At 54.7% G+C, this 21,439-nt stretch carries 17 protein-coding genes; 3 read left to right on the top strand and 14 right to left on the bottom strand.

Going from position 1 to position 21,439, the window contains the following annotated elements; all coding sequences use genetic code 11:
* Positions 1 to 50: 50 nt before the first annotated feature.
* Positions 51 to 2,102: a TonB-dependent receptor gene (locus FS767_RS00710; RefSeq protein WP_144963865.1), complete on the bottom strand. Its 2,052-nt coding sequence runs from the start codon at positions 2,100 to 2,102 to the stop codon at positions 51 to 53.
* Positions 2,103 to 2,838: 736 nt separating this feature from the next.
* On the opposite strand from FS767_RS00710, the gene FS767_RS00705 reads away from it, so the two are divergent.
* Positions 2,839 to 3,237 (top strand): antitoxin Xre-like helix-turn-helix domain-containing protein, encoded by a 399-nt coding sequence (locus FS767_RS00705; RefSeq protein WP_144963863.1) that lies wholly within the window; start codon positions 2,839 to 2,841, stop codon positions 3,235 to 3,237.
* An 840-nt stretch (positions 3,238 to 4,077) separates the two neighbouring features.
* Positions 4,078 to 4,848: a hypothetical protein gene (locus FS767_RS00695; protein WP_144963859.1), complete on the top strand. Its 771-nt coding sequence runs from the start codon at positions 4,078 to 4,080 to the stop codon at positions 4,846 to 4,848.
* A gap of 26 nt (positions 4,849 to 4,874) precedes the next feature.
* Here the strand turns inward: FS767_RS00695 and FS767_RS00690 are convergent, their stop codons facing one another.
* From FS767_RS00690 to FS767_RS00650, 9 genes are all read right to left on the bottom strand, one after another.
* The gene (locus FS767_RS00690; protein ID WP_144963857.1) at positions 4,875 to 6,302 is read right to left on the bottom strand and encodes a UvrD-helicase domain-containing protein; all 1,428 of its coding nucleotides are present in this window, start codon (positions 6,300 to 6,302) and stop codon (positions 4,875 to 4,877) included.
* A complete protein-coding gene (locus FS767_RS00685) occupies positions 6,295 to 7,935 on the bottom strand; it encodes an ATP-dependent endonuclease (protein ID WP_371921567.1) in 1,641 nt (546 codons plus the stop codon). Before FS767_RS00685 ends, FS767_RS00690 begins: the two co-directional genes overlap by 8 nt.
* A 537-nt stretch (positions 7,936 to 8,472) precedes the next feature.
* The gene (locus FS767_RS00680) at positions 8,473 to 9,021 is read right to left on the bottom strand and encodes an arsinothricin resistance N-acetyltransferase ArsN1 family B (protein ID WP_144963855.1); all 549 of its coding nucleotides are present in this window, start codon (positions 9,019 to 9,021) and stop codon (positions 8,473 to 8,475) included.
* A complete protein-coding gene (locus tag FS767_RS00675; RefSeq protein ID WP_144963853.1) occupies positions 9,014 to 10,096 on the bottom strand; it encodes an ArsO family NAD(P)H-dependent flavin-containing monooxygenase in 1,083 nt (360 codons plus the stop codon). The genes FS767_RS00680 and FS767_RS00675 overlap by 8 nt, the downstream gene beginning before the upstream one ends.
* 25 nt (positions 10,097 to 10,121) lie before the next feature.
* Positions 10,122 to 10,625, bottom strand: a complete 504-nt coding sequence (locus FS767_RS00670; protein ID WP_144963851.1) for a cyclin-dependent kinase inhibitor 3 family protein — start codon at positions 10,623 to 10,625, stop codon at positions 10,122 to 10,124.
* Between the two features lie 4 nt (positions 10,626 to 10,629).
* A complete protein-coding gene (gene arsH / locus FS767_RS00665) occupies positions 10,630 to 11,343 on the bottom strand; it encodes an arsenical resistance protein ArsH (RefSeq protein ID WP_144963850.1) in 714 nt (237 codons plus the stop codon).
* Positions 11,344 to 11,366: 23 nt separating this feature from the next.
* Positions 11,367 to 11,837: an arsenate reductase ArsC gene (locus tag FS767_RS00660; RefSeq protein WP_144963848.1), complete on the bottom strand. Its 471-nt coding sequence runs from the start codon at positions 11,835 to 11,837 to the stop codon at positions 11,367 to 11,369.
* Between the two features lie 14 nt (positions 11,838 to 11,851).
* Positions 11,852 to 13,135, bottom strand: coding sequence for an arsenic transporter (locus tag FS767_RS00655; protein WP_144963846.1), 1,284 nt, complete (start codon positions 13,133 to 13,135; stop codon positions 11,852 to 11,854).
* 29 nt (positions 13,136 to 13,164) lie between these two features.
* Positions 13,165 to 13,521 carry a metalloregulator ArsR/SmtB family transcription factor gene (locus tag FS767_RS00650; protein WP_144963844.1) on the bottom strand — a complete coding sequence of 119 codons (357 nt, stop codon included), beginning with the start codon at positions 13,519 to 13,521 and terminating at the stop codon, positions 13,165 to 13,167.
* Between the two features lie 177 nt (positions 13,522 to 13,698).
* Here FS767_RS00650 and arsN2 point away from each other — a divergent pair, with 177 nt between their 5' ends.
* On the top strand, positions 13,699 to 14,193 hold the full coding sequence (gene arsN2 / locus FS767_RS23365; RefSeq protein WP_144963842.1) for an arsenic resistance N-acetyltransferase ArsN2: 495 nt from the start codon (positions 13,699 to 13,701) through the stop codon (positions 14,191 to 14,193).
* Positions 14,194 to 15,210: 1,017 nt separating this feature from the next.
* On the opposite strand, the gene FS767_RS23360 is transcribed toward arsN2, so the two are convergent.
* The 4 genes from FS767_RS23360 to FS767_RS00625 are packed head-to-tail and all read right to left on the bottom strand — an operon-like array spanning position 15,211 to position 21,291.
* Entirely contained in the window at positions 15,211 to 16,725 is a 1,515-nt protein-coding gene (locus FS767_RS23360; RefSeq protein WP_144963840.1) for a TniQ family protein, read from the bottom strand.
* A 20-nt stretch (positions 16,726 to 16,745) separates the two neighbouring features.
* Positions 16,746 to 18,206 (bottom strand): ATP-binding protein, encoded by a 1,461-nt coding sequence (locus FS767_RS00635; RefSeq protein WP_144963838.1) that lies wholly within the window; start codon positions 18,204 to 18,206, stop codon positions 16,746 to 16,748.
* On the bottom strand, positions 18,203 to 20,383 hold the full coding sequence (locus FS767_RS00630; protein ID WP_144963836.1) for a Mu transposase C-terminal domain-containing protein: 2,181 nt from the start codon (positions 20,381 to 20,383) through the stop codon (positions 18,203 to 18,205). The genes FS767_RS00635 and FS767_RS00630 overlap by 4 nt, the downstream gene beginning before the upstream one ends.
* Positions 20,380 to 21,291 (bottom strand): TnsA endonuclease N-terminal domain-containing protein, encoded by a 912-nt coding sequence (locus FS767_RS00625; RefSeq protein ID WP_144963834.1) that lies wholly within the window; start codon positions 21,289 to 21,291, stop codon positions 20,380 to 20,382. Before FS767_RS00625 ends, FS767_RS00630 begins: the two co-directional genes overlap by 4 nt.
* Positions 21,292 to 21,439: the final 148 nt, after the last annotated feature.

The following is a 21,439-nucleotide window of genomic DNA, read 5'->3' as shown; positions in this document are numbered from 1 at the left end:
CGTAGACCATCTGTAGGAACTGTCTGTAAAACGAACGTCGCAGGCGGGGTCTACAGTTTCAGATTCAGGGAAACGAATGCTGACCGACCAGGTGCCGGCGAGAACATCGCCTGGTCGTCACCGCCCCAGAAGAAGTTGTCGTACCAGACGTATTCGTATTTGCGATCCAGCAGGTTCTTGACCTGCACATCGACGCTGGCAGCGGACGTGATGCGGTAGCTGACGCTGGCGTCCGCGACGACAAACCCACCGTATTTGCCTTGCTCGTTGAGCTCGTCGATGTAGTAGCTCCCCTGTGCCCTGCCCTGCAGACCGAACTTCCAGTCATCGTTATAACGATAATCGACACCCACGGTGCTCACGTACCGAGGCGTGGAGAACACCTCTTTACCCGAGAGTGATTGCCCGGCAGCAGAAAACGCCTTGATCACCTTGGCTTCCTGGATGGCGTGGGAGGCATAGACAGTCCACTGATCATCCAGCTGGGCATTGATCTGCAAATCCACACCGCGGCGGCGCGTTTCACCCAGCCCGACCGTGGTCCCGGTACTGGGCATGTTTGCTACTTCATCGGTAGCATCCTGCTGCCAGATCGCTACCCGCGCTTGGGCGCCCTCGAACGGTCTGAACTTGATACCGACTTCTTTGCCTGTGTTGATCGACGGATCGTATGAAGGCTGCCCCGGGGTCAGGTAGGCGGGCTCGGTAGAGCCGGTGAGTATCTGGAAGGTACGCCCCCAATTGGCGTAAACGTCGATATCGGGAGTAACGCTGTAAATGACGCTCAGCTTGGGCTGTCGGATCCAGCCGTAGTCTTGCAGCGAGCCTTTGACGCCACCCAAGAGCTGCGTATTGCCGGTGAACTTATCCACCCGCATGGCCGGTATGATCTTCAGTGACTCGATGGGCTGGATGACGGCCTGAACATAGGCACCGGTGTTGCGCAGGGTGTAGCGATCGTCATTCTGCACGCGCGCCGGTACGGTATCGAAGTTGGTCGGAAGGCTGAAGCTGTAACGCTCGCGACCGTAGCGGTTGTCCTGCTCCTCGTAGTTGACACCGCCGTCGAGGGTGAGGTGCTCGTTCACGCGCCATGTCAGGTTATTGAGCATCCCCGTCTGCTGTTCGTCCCATTGTCGACGCTGACGGGGCGCGTTACCGGGGCGGTAGTCCGTGAAGGTGATGGTGCGGTCATCGTTGTAGCCGTTGTAATACAGCTTGCTGCTAAGGCTCAGGTGATCATTGAGCTGCCAATCCGCGTGCAGGCTGAGATGCTTCATGTCGCGGTCATCACCGTCATTGGCGTTCTTCGCCGGTGATTGCGTGCGGCTGGCGTGCATCTGTTCACGGGTTAGAAACCCGGACTCCTGAGCCTGGTGATGGTACAGGCGCGCGATCAGCCCAATGCGGAAATTCTGCTCGTCGTTGCTAACGAACCACTTACCTCCCAGCGCGTATTTGTTCGAGTTGCTGTGATCGCGGTAGCCATTGCTGTCCTGCTTGGCAAGGATGTAGTTCTGGGCAAAATTCCCCTCCTCGTGCCCGACCGCCAACTGCACCTCACGGGTGCCGAAGCTGCCATAGGTCAGCCGACTATCTATATAGTTGCCGCCTTGGCGCGTGGCGAAGTTGATGTTGCCCGCGATGTTGTGCAACCCGTAACGCGGGTCGTTCGTGCCCCGGACCACTTCGATGTAGTCGATATCCAGCGGAAAGATCATGTCGATGAAGCGCTGGTTGCCGCTGTTGACGTTGCTCGGGATCCCATCGATCAGCGTCTTGATACCGTTGATGTACCCTTCGCCGTTGAAAGCGCGGAACGTTACCTTGCCCGATTCGGCCCCCTGCCCTGTTTCGGTGAGCTGAATGCCCGGCATTTGGCCCAGCAACTGCCAGCTGTTCATGACGTTCTTGTCCTCGACCTGATCACCGCCCAGCACATCGACCGAAGTGAGCACGTTCTCGGTGCTCAGCGCCACCTTGGCGTCTTGCGTGATGTTCACGGCGCCAAGGGTGATTGTGGAACTGCCGTTTTGATCGGCGAACAGTTCAGGGGTAACCATTACCGTGAACATGGCAAGGGAGGCCGGGGTGACTCGCATGGGTGCTCCTGGGTGAGTAGACAGGGAAGAGATCAGGTGCCGGTAAGCTCGCTAAAAAGGTGCTGAGCCTTTAGACGTTATATCATAACCAATTAAACGTTATGATATATCAACTCAATTCCATCTATCGGATGTTAAAGCACCGAGATTCGAGACGGCCGCAGGAAGTATTGGGTGTATGGTTTCGGCCCAACCGACTCTGAAACGCAAGAGCATGAAAAATCGCCAATAAAAAAACCCCCGTGAAAACGGGGGTTTTGACTGCCGGTCGATCAGATGATCACCGACCGTATTTCACGGCTTCTGCTTGACGTTAAGCTCGTGTTCTTTGCTAAATAAGTCGGTGACAGACAGTGCTGTGTCTATTGGCCTAGATCCTCTGACCTTCGTTGGTCTGGTGAAAATAAGTAGGTGACAATTTCCGGAAGCGATCGCATTTCCTGAGAAAAGTTTTCCTAAAAAAGCAGGTGACAACACGTCCACGCCGGGCAACCAGTCATCAGCGTTTAACCATTTGTGTGGACCTAGAATAGGAACGGACCTGACCAGTCAGAGAGAGAGACCTTCGGTTGCACGAGGAACTCTACGTTGGCACCTGTCAGCGACCTTGGCATGGGCTTACAATCTTAGACCCCAGCTTCAGGTTCGCTGCCCCCTGAAGAAATGTGTCTTTCGTGATGCGCCACCTAGTCAGCAGTGCATGCTGCTGGGTGAGTGCGATGATGTTGGAGTGCTTATGGATACTGCGAGTGTGGAGCTCACCCAAGATCAGCAAGCGGTAGGATTGAGAGCGGCCTTGCGGGTCCTCGACGGCTGGGGTGCAACCAACAGCCAGGTGTGCAGCATCCTACGTATATCCGTTGCTTCCCATCAGCGTGTCTTGAAAAACTCAGGCGCCGCCATACGACTCGACAAGGATCAACAGCAGCGAGTCAGCTTGGTGCTTAACATTCATGCCTCGTTACGAAATATCTTCGAGAACGCGGACAACGTTCGTGGCTTCCCCAGCTTCAAGAATACCAACGCATTTTTCGAAGGGCGTTCACCCTTGGAGGTGATGGCGCAAGGGGATTTGATCTCGCTTTACGAAACTCATAAGCACATAGATCAACTTCGTTGGTCCCACTGGGCTTAACCATACTGGCTTTCAAAGAAAGCGGTTGAGATAGTCGCTCTAAGCTTGCCCGAATCTCTGGTGCAGGCCAAGTCCTGCATTACGCTCGGGCTTTCTTGTTTTTGGAGCATAGAGGAAGGTGTCGCCCCCATGTACCAACCACCCAAGGGCCGGTTCTGACGGCTATGGACGTCGAGCAGCCTAGAAGGGGATGTCGAAGTCGTGCCGCCAAACAGCTTGGGACACGATCCCTTTCGGTGACGGCCGGCTCCACGGAGGGGCCGCCCCCGCGGAAGTGACCTCTGCGTCATCCATGAGCACTGCGAACTCTACAACGTGTTCAGCAGCCAGCAGACCCAACAGCGCCTCGAACGTCTTGAACTCTCTTGCTCCGCCCCGCTGGCGTTGCAGGATGTAAATGCCTTCGTCTGAGGCAATCTCCAAAATATAGTGTCCACTGCGTTTCCGGCGAGCATACGGAACGGCTCCTGGAGCTCTCAACCGATCCCTCAAATTACTCTCTACAAAACCCAGCATTTTCACCTCTATCAAAAATACGATAATGAATCATTTTAACCATTTTGATGTGCTATAAGAGGCTCTGGAATTAACTAATGAATTTTGCCCCTACCCCCTGATCTGTAAGGGCTTGAGTATAATTTTTGAATCATCGATTATCTAGATTCAGTGGCGAGAGAAATGAAGACTGGCTCCGTAACGATTTTCGGAGCACACAAACATGGAAATTTTTGCCACCATTTTCGCTGCCGCTCTCTCTGCGGACCCACTTAATCTCGCGCTCTGTGCTGTGATGGCTCTTGCGTTTGCGATTGTTCTCATTGCCTGGAGGCGGAGTTGACCATGAGCACAAATGAGACGGCCGATTTTGCTCGGCTTCCGATTAAGTGGATTCAAGGTGGTGGTGTCGCCGCGTTCGACAATCGTGTCGGAGGGGAGGCAAGGAGCCGCACCCAACAAAATTCGAGCATTACTGCGCTCAGGCTGTTCATCAGTCTGTGCATGCTTGCGAACTACCACACTGGGCAGGTCAGGACGACGTACCCGAAGCTGATCGCCCTGTCTGGAATGTCGAGGCCGATCGTGGCCCGATCTCTCAAGCGGTTGGTGGAGGAAGGGCTGCTGGAGAAGGTCGAAAAACCCATACGGGAAGGAACCCTTCTTCAGCTAGCAGGGTGGGAAGATAGCTTCCACGGCAAGCTACCTAAATCCAGCCTCTACGACGGCAGCAAAACTCAGTTATTGGTGCTACACCAGTTTGAATACAGTGCGCTGAGCTTGTATGCGCTGAAGGTGTTCCTCGTGATCTGCGCCTTCAGAAGCAGCAAAAATTCCAACATCGCCACGATCAATTACTCGACCATCTCAAGGCTTGCAGGCGTGCCGATCCATCAAATACCGAGCTCGCTGAACCGCCTATACCACCTTGACCTTATTTCCTATAAGCAGGCCGATTACTACGACCTGGGAAACCAGATGGACCGAACCAATCGGTATCTTGTTCGTGGACTGGGGGATAGATGGCCAGCGTTCAATCCTGACCGCTCAAACGGCAAGCCAAGCAAGCCAAGCAAGGCGAAAGTCGCTGCCGCAAACAGCTTCGTGGCGAGATAGTCCGCTCAGCGTAACAGCGGACTTAGCTATCTCACGGGCAGATGTCTACTGGACCCGATTATCGTGAGGGACTTGGTACCCCGCGTCATTGCGACGTACAGGTCTTTCGCATCAAGAGAATCCGCGTCCAGGATGACCGCATGGTCGAACTCCAGCCCCTTAACCAGCAGGGTGGTTCCGATAAGTTTTTTGTGCCGCACAGGACGACCCGAATGCCGCATGTCACGTTGATAGATCTTCCCCGCCTCAATAAGCGTCATCCCTTGGCTTTCACCATGCAGCTTCAGAATTTGAAGCAGCCGGTTTAAAAGATCGCGCCGGTAGGCTCCTGTGTCAGGATTGGCCTTCAGCTCCAGGAAAAAACTCATCAGATGCGAGCTGGTGGAATCTTCCAGGTAAGCATTCGCTGCCGCTAAGAGGGCTGGATGCTTAGTGGTTTTCCGCAAGCCTGTAACCTCGCCACGTTTTGTGCCGGCCGTCAGCACATTACCTACTCCAGTGAAACACTTCTTCGCAAACTCAACTGCCAAGAGAAAGCCTTTCTGGGTGTTTTTCGCCCCATGCAGCTGCTTGAGAAACGAGTGAAGACCTTTACCCTCGATTTCTTCTATTGAAGAAAATTTTCCAGCCATCCGCCGAGCCAGTGCGTGTGTCTTGTTCTTCGATTGCTGGTCCCCACCGTGCAACGCGATAACGCTTTCGTTGTGACCCAGCAATCCATAGAGCGATGAGAATTGCTTGGCCTCCAAGAATTCGGGATCGGTCCGATGTCGGACTACACAAGGTGGCCGATTGCCTAGCAAATCAATCTTTTGTCCGCCCTGGATCCTGTTGCGTACGTCTTTGAGCCAATCGCCAAGCTGCGGATTGTCAGCCCAGCGCCAAGGGATGTTCAGCTCACCCAAACATTCGAAGGTGGGGTAAATACTCGCCTCCCAGTCCACGGGCTTGGAGCCGTCGAAATCAAAAATGGCCTGCATCGGATCACCGAGCACTCGGCAGGGCAGAAATTCAGCCAAGGCGCAAACAAGTGAGTGCTGAAGGTCTGAGCAATCCTGGTACTCGTCGACATAAACACCTGCGTAGGTGCTGGCGACGGTACGGCGAATGAACGACTTACCCAGGAGGGCGGAGCAACTCACGTATAGCTGGTTCCACTGCTCATCAGTCGGGTTATCTGTAACCCACCCCGAGGTCTTCGGGTACGCCAAGCACAAACGCAGTGACCAGCTCGCGATCGTGTCCACCTGGTACATAGAGGACGGCACGCCCAACGCAGTCATTTTCGTTTTGATCGAGTTCACGCCTGCAAAGGTGTGAGTCAAGACGAGTTGTCTACCGGTAGATGCACGCACTGCCAACGCAATGAGCTGGGTCTTCCCGTAGCCAGCAGGGGCAATGACATACCCTTTGCCAACACAACCGTTCAGCTTGATGGCCAACTCTTCAGACATGCTCGATCCACGCCCACAGTTGATTGAGCTGGATGGCAAGGTTCGTCTTCGCGAATGCCTCATCCTTGAACGCAGGCCTGATGGCCTTGAACCAGAGATCACCGCGGGTGATGTCTTTGAACCAGTTAGATTTCTTGGCCGTATCGCCAATCGCCCTCCTCAATTCAGGGCTGTCTTTCCAGGTGCCGAGATCGCTGTCGAGCGCACTGCCAAATTTGGACACGACCTGGTCACGAACGGAGTAACCGAAGCTGTCTCGTGCAAGCTGGACGCTCACAACAACATCACCCCACGGCAAATCGCGGAAGGCCCGTTGCTCTAGCGAGAGCTTGTCGCTCCACATGAAAACCGGAATTTCCAACGCAGTAAGTTCATCTGCATCAGCCTGGGAAAACTGGTCGTCAGCATCAGCATCGGCAAATGCGGCGACGTGGTAGTGAAGTGCGTTGAAGGCCTTGGCAAATGCCTTCACTTTCGAACCTCCGCCTACGTCCAGCAACGCCACACCATGGAAGGACAGCGGATCCTTTGAGCTGTCGACCTGATAGTCATCAAACCCTCGGAGGAAGCCGACCTCTGTCGCGCCTTCACATATGACCACCTTTTTAGCCAGGAAAGCATCGGAGCTTGAGCGTACCTTCCCTTGCAACCCATGCTTTTCAAGACCTTTACCCGCTACGGGGGTGACCTGTACCACCCCATCTGCACGATGCACAACGTAAAGCTCCTCCACGGTCAACTCGCGGAGCACCGTCGGTGAGTGGGTCGTTAGGAAATACTGGCCTTGGTCATCCTCTCTGATGTGTTTGATCAGCCGAGTGATCCTGTGAGGCTCCAAACCAAACTCCACTTCGTCGAAAAGAGTGATGTGGCCCTCCTCAAGCCCGACTTTCTGGATCCCGCACAACAGCATGCGCCTAGATCCAAGCCCCAACTGCCGCAGCGGAATATCGCCGTCATGCAAAACTAGCCCGCCCACCCTCAGATTGATGGAGTTCAGATCGAGGTGCGCCTTGTATGCGTCGGTGACCGGTACCCCTAGGAGCTTGGCAATCTGTTGCGACTTCAATGCTGCAGCATCGAAATTCGTCAACATCTCTGTCCGGTTAGCATCCAGTGACGATCGAGCATTTCTGGAAGCATCTGCCAACAGTTCGTTCAGGCTCTGTGTTTCAGTCAACTTCGACAAGGCTGTACCGGTGGCCCAGGAAAGTTGCCGCTCGCTGAAAGCTCCGATCAAGCCGACACTGACCTTGTTACGGTCAGCCTGCTTGAACTGAATACCTTCCGGGGTTCGATCGCACGTCACGACCCATTGAGGCTCAAGGTCCTTCCCAACGGTGAGCCTGACGGTGAGGACGCTTTCCAGGTGATCGTCAGGCTCATCGATGATCGTGAGCGTATCTTTGTCCCACCCTCTCAGGTACTGGCCGTACTTCTTGAACGAGCAGAAATCATCGACCAAGTCGCCAATTGTCGCCTCGATGACGATTGGCTCCTCGATGTTGCCCCTATGGAAGTCAGAGTCGTTGAGCGAAAGGTTCCACTGGGGGTAGAACACATAGCGTATCGCATCCAGAATCGTCGACTTAGCCGAATCACCTTTGCCGATCAGGCAGAAGGTGTGCCCCATCGGTAGATTCCACTCCAGCTGGCTGATACCTCGAAAGCTCTTGATACTCAGTCTTCTAATCTTCACTGGCCAGCGTCTCCTTGAACCTCACCTATAGAAGCAGGGCCGGCCATCTGTGCTGCGCTGATGCTTAGCCTCCCTGCCACGGTCGATCATGACCGTCAACTCCGAGCACCCGAAACAACTCGACCTAGCCACTACCTTGATGGCCACCAAGATAAGCATGAAACTAGAAAAGCAGCCACTGGGAGGGGGCCGATCCTGGAGGGGAAAAAACAAGTACGCTGAAAGGCATGTCGCTGGTCTTCGGCCAATCTCCAACAGTCCTGTGGAGCAAGTTGGGTGGGATCCGCCGGGCTGAGAAGGAAGTCAAACTGATACAGCTCGGAGCAATCGAGTAATACCACCCCCTAACTCGGGTTACCTGCATTCCGTGCCCCCCTTGTGATCTAACGCCCCAAGGTTCACATGTGTCCCCGTGGCGCCAGCAGCCCACGTCAGTACCAGCGTTTCGCACCGCAACCACGATCTACCTTTTCAGCGGATTGCTTGAAAGCGCGCGGGATCTTCTGGACGAAGGCCGTCGCTACCCAGATCAAACCTCCAGTACCCCACGTCATGCCAGGCATTGAGCTTGAACCCGACCTGGGGAAATGTCCCGATATGCTGGAAACCCAGTCGCTCGTGCAGCCCTACACTTCCTTCATTGGGCAGCGCAATGCCGGCATACGCCGAGCGATATCCCAGACGCTTCAGAACTGGCAGCAGCACGTCATAGAGCTGCCGACCAACCCCGCTGCGACGCAGACCCTCGGCGACATAGACCGTCACATCCACCGCCCAGCGGTACGCCGCACGCGCCCGGTGCTGACTGGCGTAGGCGTAGCCGACTACCCGCCTCTCCTGCACCGCTACCAGATAGGGGTAGGTTTGCAGCGTCGTGGCAATCCGCTCACGCATCTGCTCCACGCTCGGCACCGCCTCTTCGAATGAGATGGCCGTGTTGAGTACGATGGGCGCGTAGATGATCTGGATCTCTTCTGCATCCTCAGGTCTGGCGACACGAATCTCGATTCCGCTATGCATCCGGCTGCTCCAAGCTGTTCAGGTATGCCACTACTTCGTTTACGGTGCTGCGCGCAGTACGGGTGACGCCGATCAGCGTCGCCGAGGCCAGGCCGGTCCAGTCGCCATATCCCACCAGCCAGAGGCCCGGCTCGCGAATAGAGCGCGATCCGTCAACCTCGACCTTACCGCTGTCATCCAGCACGTCCAAGTCCTGCAAGTGATCCAAAGCCGGCCGGAAACCGGTACACCAGATCACCGCATCGACCTGGGTTTTCTCACCATTGGGCCAGACGACCCCGTCAGGCGTGAATGAGACAAAAGGCCTTACAGACCGCAGGGCTCCTCGCTCGCGGGCCCGAACCACCGGGGGCACCATGACGATATCGCCAAGCCCGCCGACCGGTACGTCGATAACACGGCCCTCCTGTTGAGCCTTGAGGCGCTCGGTAGCCCGTTCGAACAGCACTCGGCCATCGACGTCATCAGGCAGAAACGCCGGCTCCTCCGTGGTTACCCACGTTGCGTCGGTGACCTCGGACAGCTCCGCATAAATTTGCGCCCCCGAGTTGCCACCACCAACGACCAGCACACGCTTTCCTTGGAAAGCCTCTGGTAACTGGTAATGGGCAGAGTGAATCTGCTGCCCTTGGAACAGCTCTATTCCCGGATAGGCCGGAACATAGGGCTTGCTCCAGGTCCCCGTCGCGCTGATGACGGCACGGGCTTCCCAGTCGCGGTCCTTAGAGCGCACACGAAGGCCACGCCCGGTTCGCTCCACCGCCGTGACGCTGACGGGGCGAACGATAGGAAACCCGTAGCGCGCCTCGTACTGCTCCAGATAGCTGACCACGTGATCCCTATTGGGATTACCTTCGGTGGCTAGCGGCATCGGCCAGCCCGCGATCGAGCTCCATGCGGAGGGTGAGAACAGTGTCAGCGAGTCCCAGCCATGGCGCCACGCCCCGCCCGCAGCCTCTTCGGAGTCGAGCAGCAGGAACGACAACTTAGCCCGCTTGAGAAAATAGGCCACCGTCAGCGCGGACTGCCCGCCGCCAATCACGATGACATCGAGTAGTTCGCCGTCGGTGGCCATGGTCTCTCCTGTCTGGCTGGAGCGCTCAGTCTTCGCCGAATTGGTTGATGTAGTTGATGTGCGCAGGCTTCTGAATCGCGCGTGGGCGCAGCTCTTGCACCCATGCGATCGCCTCGCGGCGCGGCATTCCGGATTCGATCAGCAGACGGGCAGCGAACAGTCCGGTGCGGCCGGAGCCGCCCTTGCAGTGGATGGCCAGGGTCTTGTTGGATGCGAGCAAAGCGTCCAACTGGTGGCGGATCTCTCCCAGCCCGGCCTCGAAGTTTTCATCCGGGGCCTGATCATCCTCGATCGGCAGCTGGTACCACTCCAACCCATGCTGCTTGGCCGCGACGCCAAGCTCGCCAACGCCGTTTTCCTGAAGCTCTGTATCCGACATCAGGGTAACCAGCGCCACGGCACTAGCCTGCTTCAGCGTCTCCAGGCTTTCAGCGAGAGCGCTGGCCTGCGTGCCCGGACAAGGCGTAAAAATCAGCGCACCTGGAGTATGGGGCAACGATTTCAATGAGTAAGGATGCGACATGCTCATGACCTCAAATGGACCGAATATTGACTCTCTTGGATAGTTCTTCCGCCGACTCTTTGCGCTCGGAGTAGCGGTCTACCAAATAATCCTGGCGATCACGCAGCAGGAGAGTGAACTTGGTCAGTTCCTCCATTACGTCGACCAGTCGATCGTAGAAAGAAGACGGCTTCATGCGCCCGGCTTCATCGAACTCCAGGAAGGCTTTCGGCACCGACGACTGGTTCGGGATGGTAAACATACGCATCCAGCGGCCAAGCACGCGCAGTTGGTTCACCACGTTAAAAGACTGCGAGCCTCCACAAACCTGCATCACGGCGAGGATCTTGCCCTGGGTTGGGCGAACGGCGCCCATGGCCAGCGGTACCCAATCGATCTGCGCCTTGAAGACAGCACTCATTGAGCCGTGACGCTCGGGCGAGCACCACACCTGGCCTTCGGACCATTGCATCAACTCGCGGAGTTCCAGCACCTTCTCGTGGGAGTCCGGAGCGTCATCCGGCAGCGGCAGGCCGGAAGGGTCGAAAATACGGGTTTCGGCGCCGAACTCTTCCAGCAGGCGCGCAGCCTCCTGGACCATCAAGCGGCTGAATGAGCGTTCGCGGGTCGATCCGTACAGCAGCAGGATGCGCGGTTTGTGTGTGGAAGGATCCTTCGGCGCCAGCCGCTCCAGCGACGGCAGATCAATCAGTTCTGGTTGGACATTTGGCAGGTGGTCGTTCATTTCGGTCTCCATTGATCCAGGGCCTACAGCGCGCCGATGCGGGCAAGTTCGGCTCTCAGTTCGTCCTGGCTCAGTTGCGAGAAAGGCAGCGCAATGAAGGCGCGCACGCGCTCATCGATCTTCGCAAGTGTTGTCTGGAAGGCTTCTTCGATTTCTGCCTCACTCCCGGTGACTGCCGAAGGGTCGGCAAGGCCCCAGTGGGCTTTGAGCGATGGGCCGAAGAAGATCGGGCAGGCCTCGCCGGCAGCACGGTCGCACACGGTGACAACGATGTCGGGAGGAGAGCTCTCGAAGGCATCCGAGGCCTTGCTTGAAAGACCAGCGGTGGGGATACCGGCGCCTTCCAGGGTATTCAGTGCCCGCTCATTGACCTTACCGCTTGGGAAGCTGCCCGAGCTCACAGCTTCCATACCCTCGGGGGCCAGGTGATTGAACAGCGCCTCAGACAGGATGCTGCGGCAGCTGTTGTGGGTGCACATGAACAAGACTTTCATCAGGTATCTCCGGTTCAAAAGCTCAGGCGGATGGCCAATGCGGCCAAGGTGGCAAGCAGGATCGGCAGCGTCAGGACGATGCCGGTGCGGAAGTAGTAACCCCAGGTGATGACGATGTTCTTGCGGGCCAGCACGTGTAGCCACAGCAAGGTGGCCAGGCTGCCGATGGGGGTGATTTTCGGACCGAGGTCACAGCCGATGACGTTGGCGTAGATCATGGCCTCGCGCACGATGCCGGTGGCCTCGGCGGAATGGATCGACAAGGCCCCTACCAACACAGTGGGCATGTTGTTCATGACCGACGACAGGCCAGCGGCGAGCAGCCCTGTCCCGAGGGATGCGCCCCAGATCCCGTAGCCGGCGAAGACATTGAGGATCTGCGTCAGGTAGTCGGTGAGGCCGGCGTTACGCAGGCCATAGACCACGAGGTACATGCCAAGCGAGAACACCACGACCTGCCAAGGCGCGTCCTTGAGCACCTTGCGGGTTGAAATCACGTGCCCACGCGCGGCGATCAGGTAGAGGATCAGCGCACAGGCAGCAGCGATGGCGCTGATCGGAACGCCCAGCGGCTCGATGGCGAAGAAGCCGACCAGCAACAGCGCAAGCACCCACCAGCCGGCAACGAACGTCGCCTTGTCGCGGATAGCGGCTTCGGGAGCCTTCAGTTGGTCGAGTTCATAGGTACGCGGCAGGTCCTTGCGGAAGAACCACAGCAGCATTCCCAGAGTGGCGGCGGTGCTGACCAGGTTCACCGGCACCATGACCGAGGCGTACTCGCTGAAGCCAATGCCAAAGTAGTCGGCGGAAACAATGTTCACCAGGTTGGACACCACCAGCGGCAAGCTCGCGGTATCGGCGATGAAGCCCGCCGCCATGACGAATGCCAGCGTCGCCGCCGGGGAGAAGCGCAGGGCCAGCAGCATGGCGATGACGATCGGGGTCAGGATCAGTGCCGTACCGTCGTTAGCGAACAGCGCCGAGACAGCGGCGCCCAGCAGGATGATGAAGGCGAACAGCTTGCGGCTGCTGCCATTACCCCAGCGGGCCACGTGCAATGCCGCCCACTCGAAGAACCCCGCCTCATCGAGCAGCAGGCTGATGATGATGACGGCGATGAAAGTGGCGGTAGCGTTCCAGACGATCTGCCAGACCACTGGGATATCGGACAGGCTCACGACGCCCGCCAGCAGCGCCACGACGGCCCCCAGTGCGGCGCTCCAGCCCACACCCAAGCCTTTGGGCTGCCAGATGACGAGAACGATCGTCACCAGGAAAATCAAAAATGCGATCAGCATGACTACAACTCAATCAGCGAAGGGAAGTCTCAAGCACAAGCAACAGGGCTCTGCGGCCGCTCGCCCATTTCGGCAAGGCGCAATGCATCAGAGCTCAACCATTCCTGGTTGGCATCGACCACTGCCTTCAGCATCGCGTCCACCCACTGCGGCAGTTCGGGGTGCAGTCGGTAGTACACCCATTGACCCTTGCGTCGATCCATCAGGATTCCAGCCTCGCGCAACTGGGCAAGATGCCGGGAGATCTTCGGCTGGCTCAGCTCCAGCGCGTGGGTAAGTTCGCAGACACAGAGTTCGCCTTCACGGGCGATCAGCAGGGTCATCCGGGCCCGAGTGTCATCAGCCAGGCATTTGAAAACGATGGGGGGAGTCAGTGTTTCCCGCATGTGACCTCCTTAGGAATGCGTGTACGGCCAATATCTGAAAATCCGAATATATGTCAATTCGAATATGCGGTAAAGCAGATATTTACAATCGCCTCGCCTTACGGGACGTCATAAAACTGGAAAAAGCCCGCGCTCTGGGCCCTATACTGGCCTTCGATACCACCCCCAGAGTTCCCAATGAACCAGTCTGATATCTCTGTCCGATTGCTTGGTACCGATCAAATCCAAGGCCTGGCTGCGCATCTGACTGCAGCGGGCTTGCCGACCCAAGACCTTTTGCAGCCCGACCGAATGTTCTATTCCTTTCACCGGGGAGAAACGGAGCTGGGATACGGGGGCATTGAAGGAAGTGGCCGGACTCGTCTGATTCGCTCACTGGTTGTCGTACCGGCCCAGCGAAAGTCAGGGATCGGTACCCTGCTGCTCAGAGCACTTGAGCGAATAGCGGGAGCTGACGGAGCCCAGAGCCTTCATCTGCTGACCACTACAGCACCCGACTTCTTCGAGGCTCGGGGATATGAGCAAAGAGACCGATCCCAAGCCCCAAAGGCAATTTCCAGTTCGGAGGAGTTCAACAGCCTCTGCCCGACGTCTGCGGTCTACATGGTGAAGGAGCTTGGCGACATGAACTCGGCGTCACCACAGGTAACTCGCCTCCACGAACGTCAGTGAGTTCGTTCTCAAGTGTCCGAGGAACGAGTCCTGCGGCCCCCGAAAGATGTCGAAGGCTCCGCGGGGAGCAGGCTATTCTCGAATCCAAGCGGGGCGCGAGCCTGCAGATCCGTCGAAGCGGATGCAGAGGCCCTGATGAGGTGCTCCCAAACCGTTTCGGAAGTCACTGATGTACTATCCCCCGTTCACATTTCTCAAGAGTGCGTTACTTGCTACCGAAAAACTCACCGGTCACAGAGCCTTTCGATGAGGAATACTTTGCCTCGACCATACTAAGAAACAATGAGCTGTGCGGGATAGTAAAAAACGAGTCTCGGTATCTCGAGATCACCAATTTCGAGCTGAATGAACTGAAGCGAGGAGACCTCAGAGCTTTTCGCGGGATTTTCGATCATGATGTCATATACAGGCACACCCTTTATCCGATTGGCGTGCTGTTCGACAGGGTCCGATTCCAAAATGTATCGTTCCTGCCCAGAGGAACTCTGAGGGTATGCGTTGAATGTGTCATTGAAGACATGCAGCGCCTAGGCACCGCCTACATACACCGAACCCATGTAGCTCCAGGACCGCTGGGTGTTGAGGTCTGCCATCGGCATGCATCGCGTTTACTGGAGAGGTGCCCTACGTGCCAAGTAGATTTCCAGCGGCACAAAATCACGATGCTAGGCTCATGCCTGACCCAAGAGCGCTATGGCAAGGCGTACGTTATACAGGGCCCAACTGCACAAGATTATTCCCAATTCGTTTATGACGTGCTCAATCTACATAACCCGGAAAAATATCGCCGTCTATCAATTACAACAATTAATCGCTCCCTAGAAATCCTAGGCTATGAAAAACCATCAATTAAGAGCTATTTTCAGTTTTGCATAGATCAGGATCATACAACAGGGACTGACAAACACGTCTATGTGCAGGCTGACGCCGATAACAAGAATCTGGCTCGCACACCAATGCAGTTATTCACACGGGTCGCTTATCTCCTATACGGTAACCTGCAAAACTTCGTAACTGCTATGAGTGCCTCCCGCATACATCAATAAGTGACACAACTTCATCGTCGGAAACCTGCGACACTCTAATGCCAGCCTGCCTGAATAAGCTGGACTTAGTAATGGCTAAATTTCCCGCAGCTAGGAAGCGAGCGGCCCAGTGCAGCTTTCTGAGCTGATGATCATGCCGGCTTTCCAAACTCGCTTTGATGAATGCCAAAGACTTAGGTAGCTTCCCTCGCTGTCGAAACGCATCAGGAGGTACAGATAAGGCGCGACACAAAGCCGCTAGTGAAATAAGAATTGGCCTACCTGGCAACGCGTACAGATCCTTTAGAGCGAGTGACAACCTTGCGACTAACTCACAGTCCCTCCGATCCCAGTCAATGAGATCGCGCACCGCCCAACCCTTGGCATGACAAGAAATATAGTTCCGTAGCCAGGCCTTATCGTGACGATACAGCCAAGTATAATTTCGCGCCTTTTTAGCTGGACATATAGCGTAGTCTGTAGCGAAGGATTTTCGCCTAGCGACAAGCTCAGAGTGGTCTACGGGCGACGCTCGACACACGGTTTTGCGTAACGGGGTAGGGCAAAATTTCACACCTTCGGCATAGTCTTGAATTAGGCATTGGATGTCTACACCAAATGAATTGAGGAAAGTATAGAAAAAAATGGGGTGATGGCTTGAGGCACGTGACCGTAGCAAATTAAATGGCCAAACCACTTTGTCACCGTGGAGCTCGAACAGCCTGCGAAATTCGTCTCGTGGCGGGTATAGCTCCATAGCTTCGAGAAAATGCGCTACAAGCATGCCAGCACGCACCCTTCCCCGCGAAATATACCCAGCTCTGTCTAAGACAAAAAAAAGATAGCGGGCCTGAACAAGACTGGCGATAGCTCGGGGATGCAACCGCCCCCATTCCACGATGTCAGCAAAATTCGCAAGCCGGCAGAAGTACGCATCAGAGGCATATTCAATCTCACCAATTTCACGAAGCGGAATCACGTCTGAGGGAAGAAAGAATTGGTTGAAATAGCCGAAGCCAGGGTCGGATGGAACACGCTGTAGGAGGCAATGATGGGCCGGGCAGACATGAACACCAGGGGCTTGGTGTCCGACATGCCAATAAGAGACCCCATGAACCGAAACGTCCACTGCGACACATCGGGGGCAGTACTGCCGGACGCAAAATCGCTCAAATCCGGCTGCTGTGATCCCTAATGTCATCTTGAGGCCTACAGGCTGGGCTGACTGCATCAGCTTCCTGGCCCGCTTGGCTTTCCCAGGAGAGAGAAAAGGCTCGAAGTACGGAAGTAGCGTATGGTTTTCCGCCAGCCGGGTAAAGCCTGACGCAGCTTCAAGATGGCCCAGGTAACACGGCAGATTAGATGCGTAGCTGCGAGTGACGCTTCCAAACAGATCCGTCAGCGTCCGCCGTACCCCAAGACCTCCCGAAATTTGATGGTACCGGGTTACCAGGCTAGCGATAGTCTCATCAGGAAGGGGTGTAGGGAAGTTCTGCACAGAAGCCATATCATCCCGCTCCCTACCTATCACCAGAGATCTATATCACCGTCCAAGCTAGTAAAGCCCTTCTCGGCAGCAGTGGCTTCCCAATCATCGGACTCTGCGACCTTCTGCGCATCGCTAACCACCGAAGGATCAGCTACCGCAGCCAAGTGGCCGCGCCTGCGGCCGGCGGGTTTCTCCACTAGCTCATTCGACAGAGGGTCGGGCAAAGGGGTACGGTGAATAGGCAATCCCGTTCGCCGTGCCTGGCGCATGCGAGCTGCGGCGAGCATCTGGGCCACCTGCTCACGGGCCGGCATCATGTCCTCGAAATCGTCGATTTGCAGTGGGTCATTACTGCGCAAAGCCTCGATGGGCTTATGCAGGATGATCATCTGCCGTTCGTATACTTTTCGGTAAAGCGCAGGAGTAATTTTCTCGTCGTTCGATAGTGCGTACCACTGGGTAAGCATCATCAATTTTGCGAGGAAGTCAGTATTACCCTGGCTCAGGTCATACAAAGTTTCGTTAAGCTCGGACGTTAATTCGACTGGCTCCTGCGTCCAATTGTAGGCAAGGAAGGTTTGAACCAAAGCGCTCCATTCGTCATCCTGTATTCGGAATCGATCAAAATAATAGTCGCTCATGCCAAGGGCACGCCTAGCATTTCGAACAACCTTCGAGAAGAGTTTGAAGGTAGAGTTCGTCCCCGAGTAAACTAGCGGGATACCTGAGTCATTAGATAAAGTCAGGAAAAAGTTGAGAATGCGTTGTTTCGCATCAGCATCAGTTAGCAGATTTAAATTCTGTAACTCATCAATAATCAAAACACCAACATTGAAACTGCGGCTGAGCTGACTAACATGCTGAAGCAGCATACTGACACTCGCTCTTGGCTTCATGTACCTATCGGTGTAATCAGTGCCGATTGCTGCATCGAGGGCGGAGAAAAAAGAAGCACACAAACCACGTGGCGACCCATCGTGAGGGCAATCAACTTTTAACCAGACAACCTGCGTCCTTTTCAAGGCCATACCGGCATATCGCTTGTGGACAATCACCTGAGGGTAGGTCTTGACCAGGCTGTTTAGCAACGTAGTCTTCCCCATGCCGCTCAGCCCGAAGATAGCAAGCGAGGATGCAGAGGATTTGAAGCCACAATGACGCAGCTGGTCGTCATCAGCGGCGTGAAGCATGGCTACGGCGTCCCTATCCAACGGGTTTCGTGCGGTATAGCCGGCCCGGATTAGCTGACTGAGAGAGGCTTCGAATTGAAGATGCAGCTCCATAGGAACGACAATGTCACTAATGCGACTAACACAGTGTGCTCTGAGCTTCGCGCTCAACGCCATTTCAGCCGCGTTAGGAAATTCGGGAAAATTACAGAGCAGTTCGCCTATGACCTCATCTTCATGGATCGGGGGAAGCGCCTCAATCAGCGGATTGCCGTCATAGTGCGCGAGCCCCGTCGGGGTGTAAGTAGCAGGAGATGAGCGGATCATCATTCAGGCCTCTTGAGCTTGGAGGAGATCAAATTCAAAACGACCTTCTTGCGCGCTGTAGGCTCGCGCGTCGGGGCGTCTTGATCCGAGGGCTCAGCTGAGGGGGTCGATGAAGGTGACAAATCGTCAGTCGACAATCGGGAGAGGTCTGCACTGTCTGCTGCCCGAAGTACCACTACCTCAGATCGGCGATTAGCCGTCTTATTGGCCTTTGCCGCAGCTTTGGAAGTCGGAGCAGGCGAATCCTGCTTCATTTTTTTCGCTTGCAGAGATATTTCATCGTTAGCATCTCTTGTCCGAGCTGCTTTATTAAGCCGGTCGTACTCTTTTTCAGGTGATACTTGCTTCAGAACAGCAATTCGGTCTTCGATCTCCTCTAGCCGGAATCCACTGTATTTTTCCTTCAGGTATTCAACTACTTCTAAGCGAACGAAGCCCGTTCCATCACGAATCCAAACATTATCTACGCTATTGGGGTCGTACCAAACTTTGAGCCTTTGCACGCCGAAGTTATGTGCTTTGGCAAACCATTCTTCGCGCTGAGCTAGATCGCATGTGTAATAGACACCTTTGAAGTAAATCCCCGCTCGGCGTATGGTCGCTAGCGCGGAGGGTAACAGACCAATCTTGATCTCAGTATCCGTGCGAGTTTTTAGCCTCAGGAGATTATTTTCCATCCCCCACTTCCAAATATCTAACGGATAGAGATCTATTTCATCTCGGACCATATCATTTGTGGCGAGATGTGGTAAATGCAAGGTTGCGTTGTGGTAAAGAATTTCATTAATAATGATGGCTGTGAATTGATCTAAATCATATTGAGCATCCAGCTGGTAATCGCGGTCACCACGCTCCATTCTTCGAGCGTCGACGCCACCCGGCATGAACTTAAGACTAAGCCCTTGATTAATGAGCTTGAAGCGACTCTCTACGATTGATTTCCAATCGGGTCTATAAGGTGGGGCAATTTTCAAAATCACATCCAGGGTGTTGGAGAACTCCTCGCCTGCATGACTCAGCAGTTCAGCCCGGTCCGCTGAAACCTCAGCCGGAATGTGATGGCAGGGCCATTGACTCTCTTCAATTGTTATGCCGTAGCGCTTGCAATAGTCCACTTTGCTTGTAAAAGCGTTGTACAAAGCATGGCGAGCACCCTCCCAGCTTGGACCCTCAAGTCCGACGTGCACACCCACGATCATGCGCGAATAGGCATCCACGACAATATAAAGTACCGGCCTGCCTATTATCCAGTTTCTATTCACACGATGAACGAGATAAATGTCTGCAATAGTGGCGTCAATTTCGTATCGATGTGCCGGGCCGGAGACGCCATCCACAGCAGACCCTTTAATAGCCCGATGGTCTTTAAGCCAGCGAATCTCACCGGCGTGAGATTTCAGTATAGACAAACGATCAAAGTATTGACCCGAGTAGCGTCTGAACTGGCTTATTGTGGGATGTTTTCCGCGTTTCACATCTCCGACGGCACCATCAGAATGAATCTCTCGATAATAGTTTCGAATCATCCAATCGAAAGACTTCTTAACAGATGACTCCTGCTTGTTGACATACCTTAGAAAGGAGGTCTCAATGCACGCTAGATCAAAGTCATTGATACGGATCGCTCGATCTTGCTTGACGATTCCACGGTAGAGCGGTGGTCTTCCTGGTTGAGCACCCTCCTTGTAGACCTTCCGTTTTCCTGGGCCTCCCCAATTGGTAGATTGCCAAAGGAATACGTTTTTTGACTGCCCATGCGCCCAATATCTATAAAGTAACCTGTAGATCATTGCTCGCGAAATATTTAGCCTAGCCGCATGGTCAGCTACGCGTTTACCGAACTCACCATCAACAAATATATCACCCGCGTTTTTACTTTCTACGAGGTCTTTAATCAGCTCCCAAGATTTTTCACGCGACAGCTTTTCTTTATCACTGAGCTCGCTCTCATCCTTAAACATGTAAGCTGCTGGGACGTCCTGTTCGACCCGTAAAATCCTCTGCCCCATCTCAAATGAGATCTCCTCAATGCCCACCACCACTGGCTTCTTCAAGGGGTACTCAAGTCCTATGATCAGCGCCAGCCCGGTGCTATGGTCGACGTCTAAAATCCTTGATAGCGACTTTATCAAAGCGGATTCGAGTACAGGCACCAAGACATAGTTAATCGATAATTTCACAGTATGACCTCGCCCATAGATACCGTTGCGAAGGGCACCCTTAGCCCAATAAGCGGCTTAGAAATTCCGAGTTCATAATCATCTAGATTGACTATAATTCTTTTGTGCCAGATGAGATAGAAAATCAGCTCCTTAACCACTGCGTATTCGATGTAAACGTGCTGACTGATAAGCCTCAACAATCGTCGCAAAGAGATACTTTCGATTTCCGCGGAGTCAGCAGCACTTAAAAAAAGCAGGATTTTCTGCACGTTGTTATCAGATGCAACAGATAGAGGTAAATTCGCATAACTTCTAAGGATAACAAGATTCTTGATCTTCATATGCGGAAGGTCTTCAAAGAAACAGAGCTTAGAGGCAACTCCACGCCGCGCCCAATACTCCTTCTCGATCTCCTGCTTTTCGAAGATGCGCTTTCTTTTCTCGACTGTTGCGTTAGCAATTTCACTTCGATATTTAAGTGAAATGGCGACAAGCCTTGAATCAGACCCGGACCGAGCATAGCTCAGCATGAAATCTGCGGTAAAAACGAACGGCACATCCGTACCAATATACCGGGCGGGCTTAATATTTTTCTGCAGCGCAATGGCGTAGGTCTCGTCGTAGTCAATCAGAGGGAACTGCTCACGGATGTCCGTGATGTCTTGATTGAACTCCATTAAGACCAAGAACATGAATTCGCCGTTGGACAAGCAGTGATGTCCGCGAGCGACCCGGACCCCAGGAACAACTCTGGACGTTCCCCTGGAAGGAACCGAGCGGATTTTTAGCCAAGGCCGGTAGGACTCGCGTTCACCGCTGCCCACGCCTTTTTTGATCAGCTTCTCGAGGTAATCCCTGCTCACTAGCTGGCCCCGACGCGGATTGAAGGCCGCAGGAGGTGTCGGGTTAGGCTGGAAGGTGTTCATAGCGGTGCCAGCCTCGGAGCGCAAGATCGCTTCAAATCGACGACGCGGCCGCTAAACGGCCGCTTGAAGCCCGATTTTACGCCTCCGAGGGGCTTGTTACCTACTTATTTTTTTTTGTTACGCCCTTTTTTATGAAACAACAGCTCGC

This window comes from Pseudomonas sp. DE0010 (assembly GCF_007680745.1).
Taxonomy (GTDB): domain Bacteria; phylum Pseudomonadota; class Gammaproteobacteria; order Pseudomonadales; family Pseudomonadaceae; genus Aquipseudomonas; species Aquipseudomonas parafulva_B.
The sequence above is the reverse complement of the archived record's forward strand: the minus strand, read 5'-3'. Positions and strand labels throughout refer to the sequence as shown.

Coding starts and splice junctions, on each gene's coding strand:
- FS767_RS00660 (WP_144963848.1), bottom strand. CDS start 11,837: ATGAAAGTCTTGTTCATGTGCACCCACAACAGCTGCCGCAGCATCCTG.
- FS767_RS00705 (WP_144963863.1), top strand. CDS start 2,839: ATGGATACTGCGAGTGTGGAGCTCACCCAAGATCAGCAAGCGGTAGGA.
- FS767_RS00650 (WP_144963844.1), bottom strand. CDS start 13,521: ATGCGGGAAACACTGACTCCCCCCATCGTTTTCAAATGCCTGGCTGAT.
- FS767_RS00670 (WP_144963851.1), bottom strand. CDS start 10,625: ATGAGCATGTCGCATCCTTACTCATTGAAATCGTTGCCCCATACTCCA.
- FS767_RS00690 (WP_144963857.1), bottom strand. CDS start 6,302: ATGTCTGAAGAGTTGGCCATCAAGCTGAACGGTTGTGTTGGCAAAGGG.
- FS767_RS00710 (WP_144963865.1), bottom strand. CDS start 2,102: ATGCGAGTCACCCCGGCCTCCCTTGCCATGTTCACGGTAATGGTTACC.
- arsN2 (WP_144963842.1), top strand. CDS start 13,699: ATGAACCAGTCTGATATCTCTGTCCGATTGCTTGGTACCGATCAAATC.
- FS767_RS00635 (WP_144963838.1), bottom strand. CDS start 18,206: ATGATGATCCGCTCATCTCCTGCTACTTACACCCCGACGGGGCTCGCG.
- FS767_RS00685 (WP_371921567.1), bottom strand. CDS start 7,935: ATGGGGCACACCTTCTGCCTGATCGGCAAAGGTGATTCGGCTAAGTCG.
- FS767_RS00680 (WP_144963855.1), bottom strand. CDS start 9,021: ATGCATAGCGGAATCGAGATTCGTGTCGCCAGACCTGAGGATGCAGAA.
- FS767_RS23360 (WP_144963840.1), bottom strand. CDS start 16,725: ATGGCTTCTGTGCAGAACTTCCCTACACCCCTTCCTGATGAGACTATC.
- FS767_RS00625 (WP_144963834.1), bottom strand. CDS start 21,291: ATGAACACCTTCCAGCCTAACCCGACACCTCCTGCGGCCTTCAATCCG.
- FS767_RS00655 (WP_144963846.1), bottom strand. CDS start 13,135: ATGCTGATCGCATTTTTGATTTTCCTGGTGACGATCGTTCTCGTCATC.
- FS767_RS00675 (WP_144963853.1), bottom strand. CDS start 10,096: ATGGCCACCGACGGCGAACTACTCGATGTCATCGTGATTGGCGGCGGG.
- arsH (WP_144963850.1), bottom strand. CDS start 11,343: ATGAACGACCACCTGCCAAATGTCCAACCAGAACTGATTGATCTGCCG.
- FS767_RS00695 (WP_144963859.1), top strand. CDS start 4,078: ATGAGCACAAATGAGACGGCCGATTTTGCTCGGCTTCCGATTAAGTGG.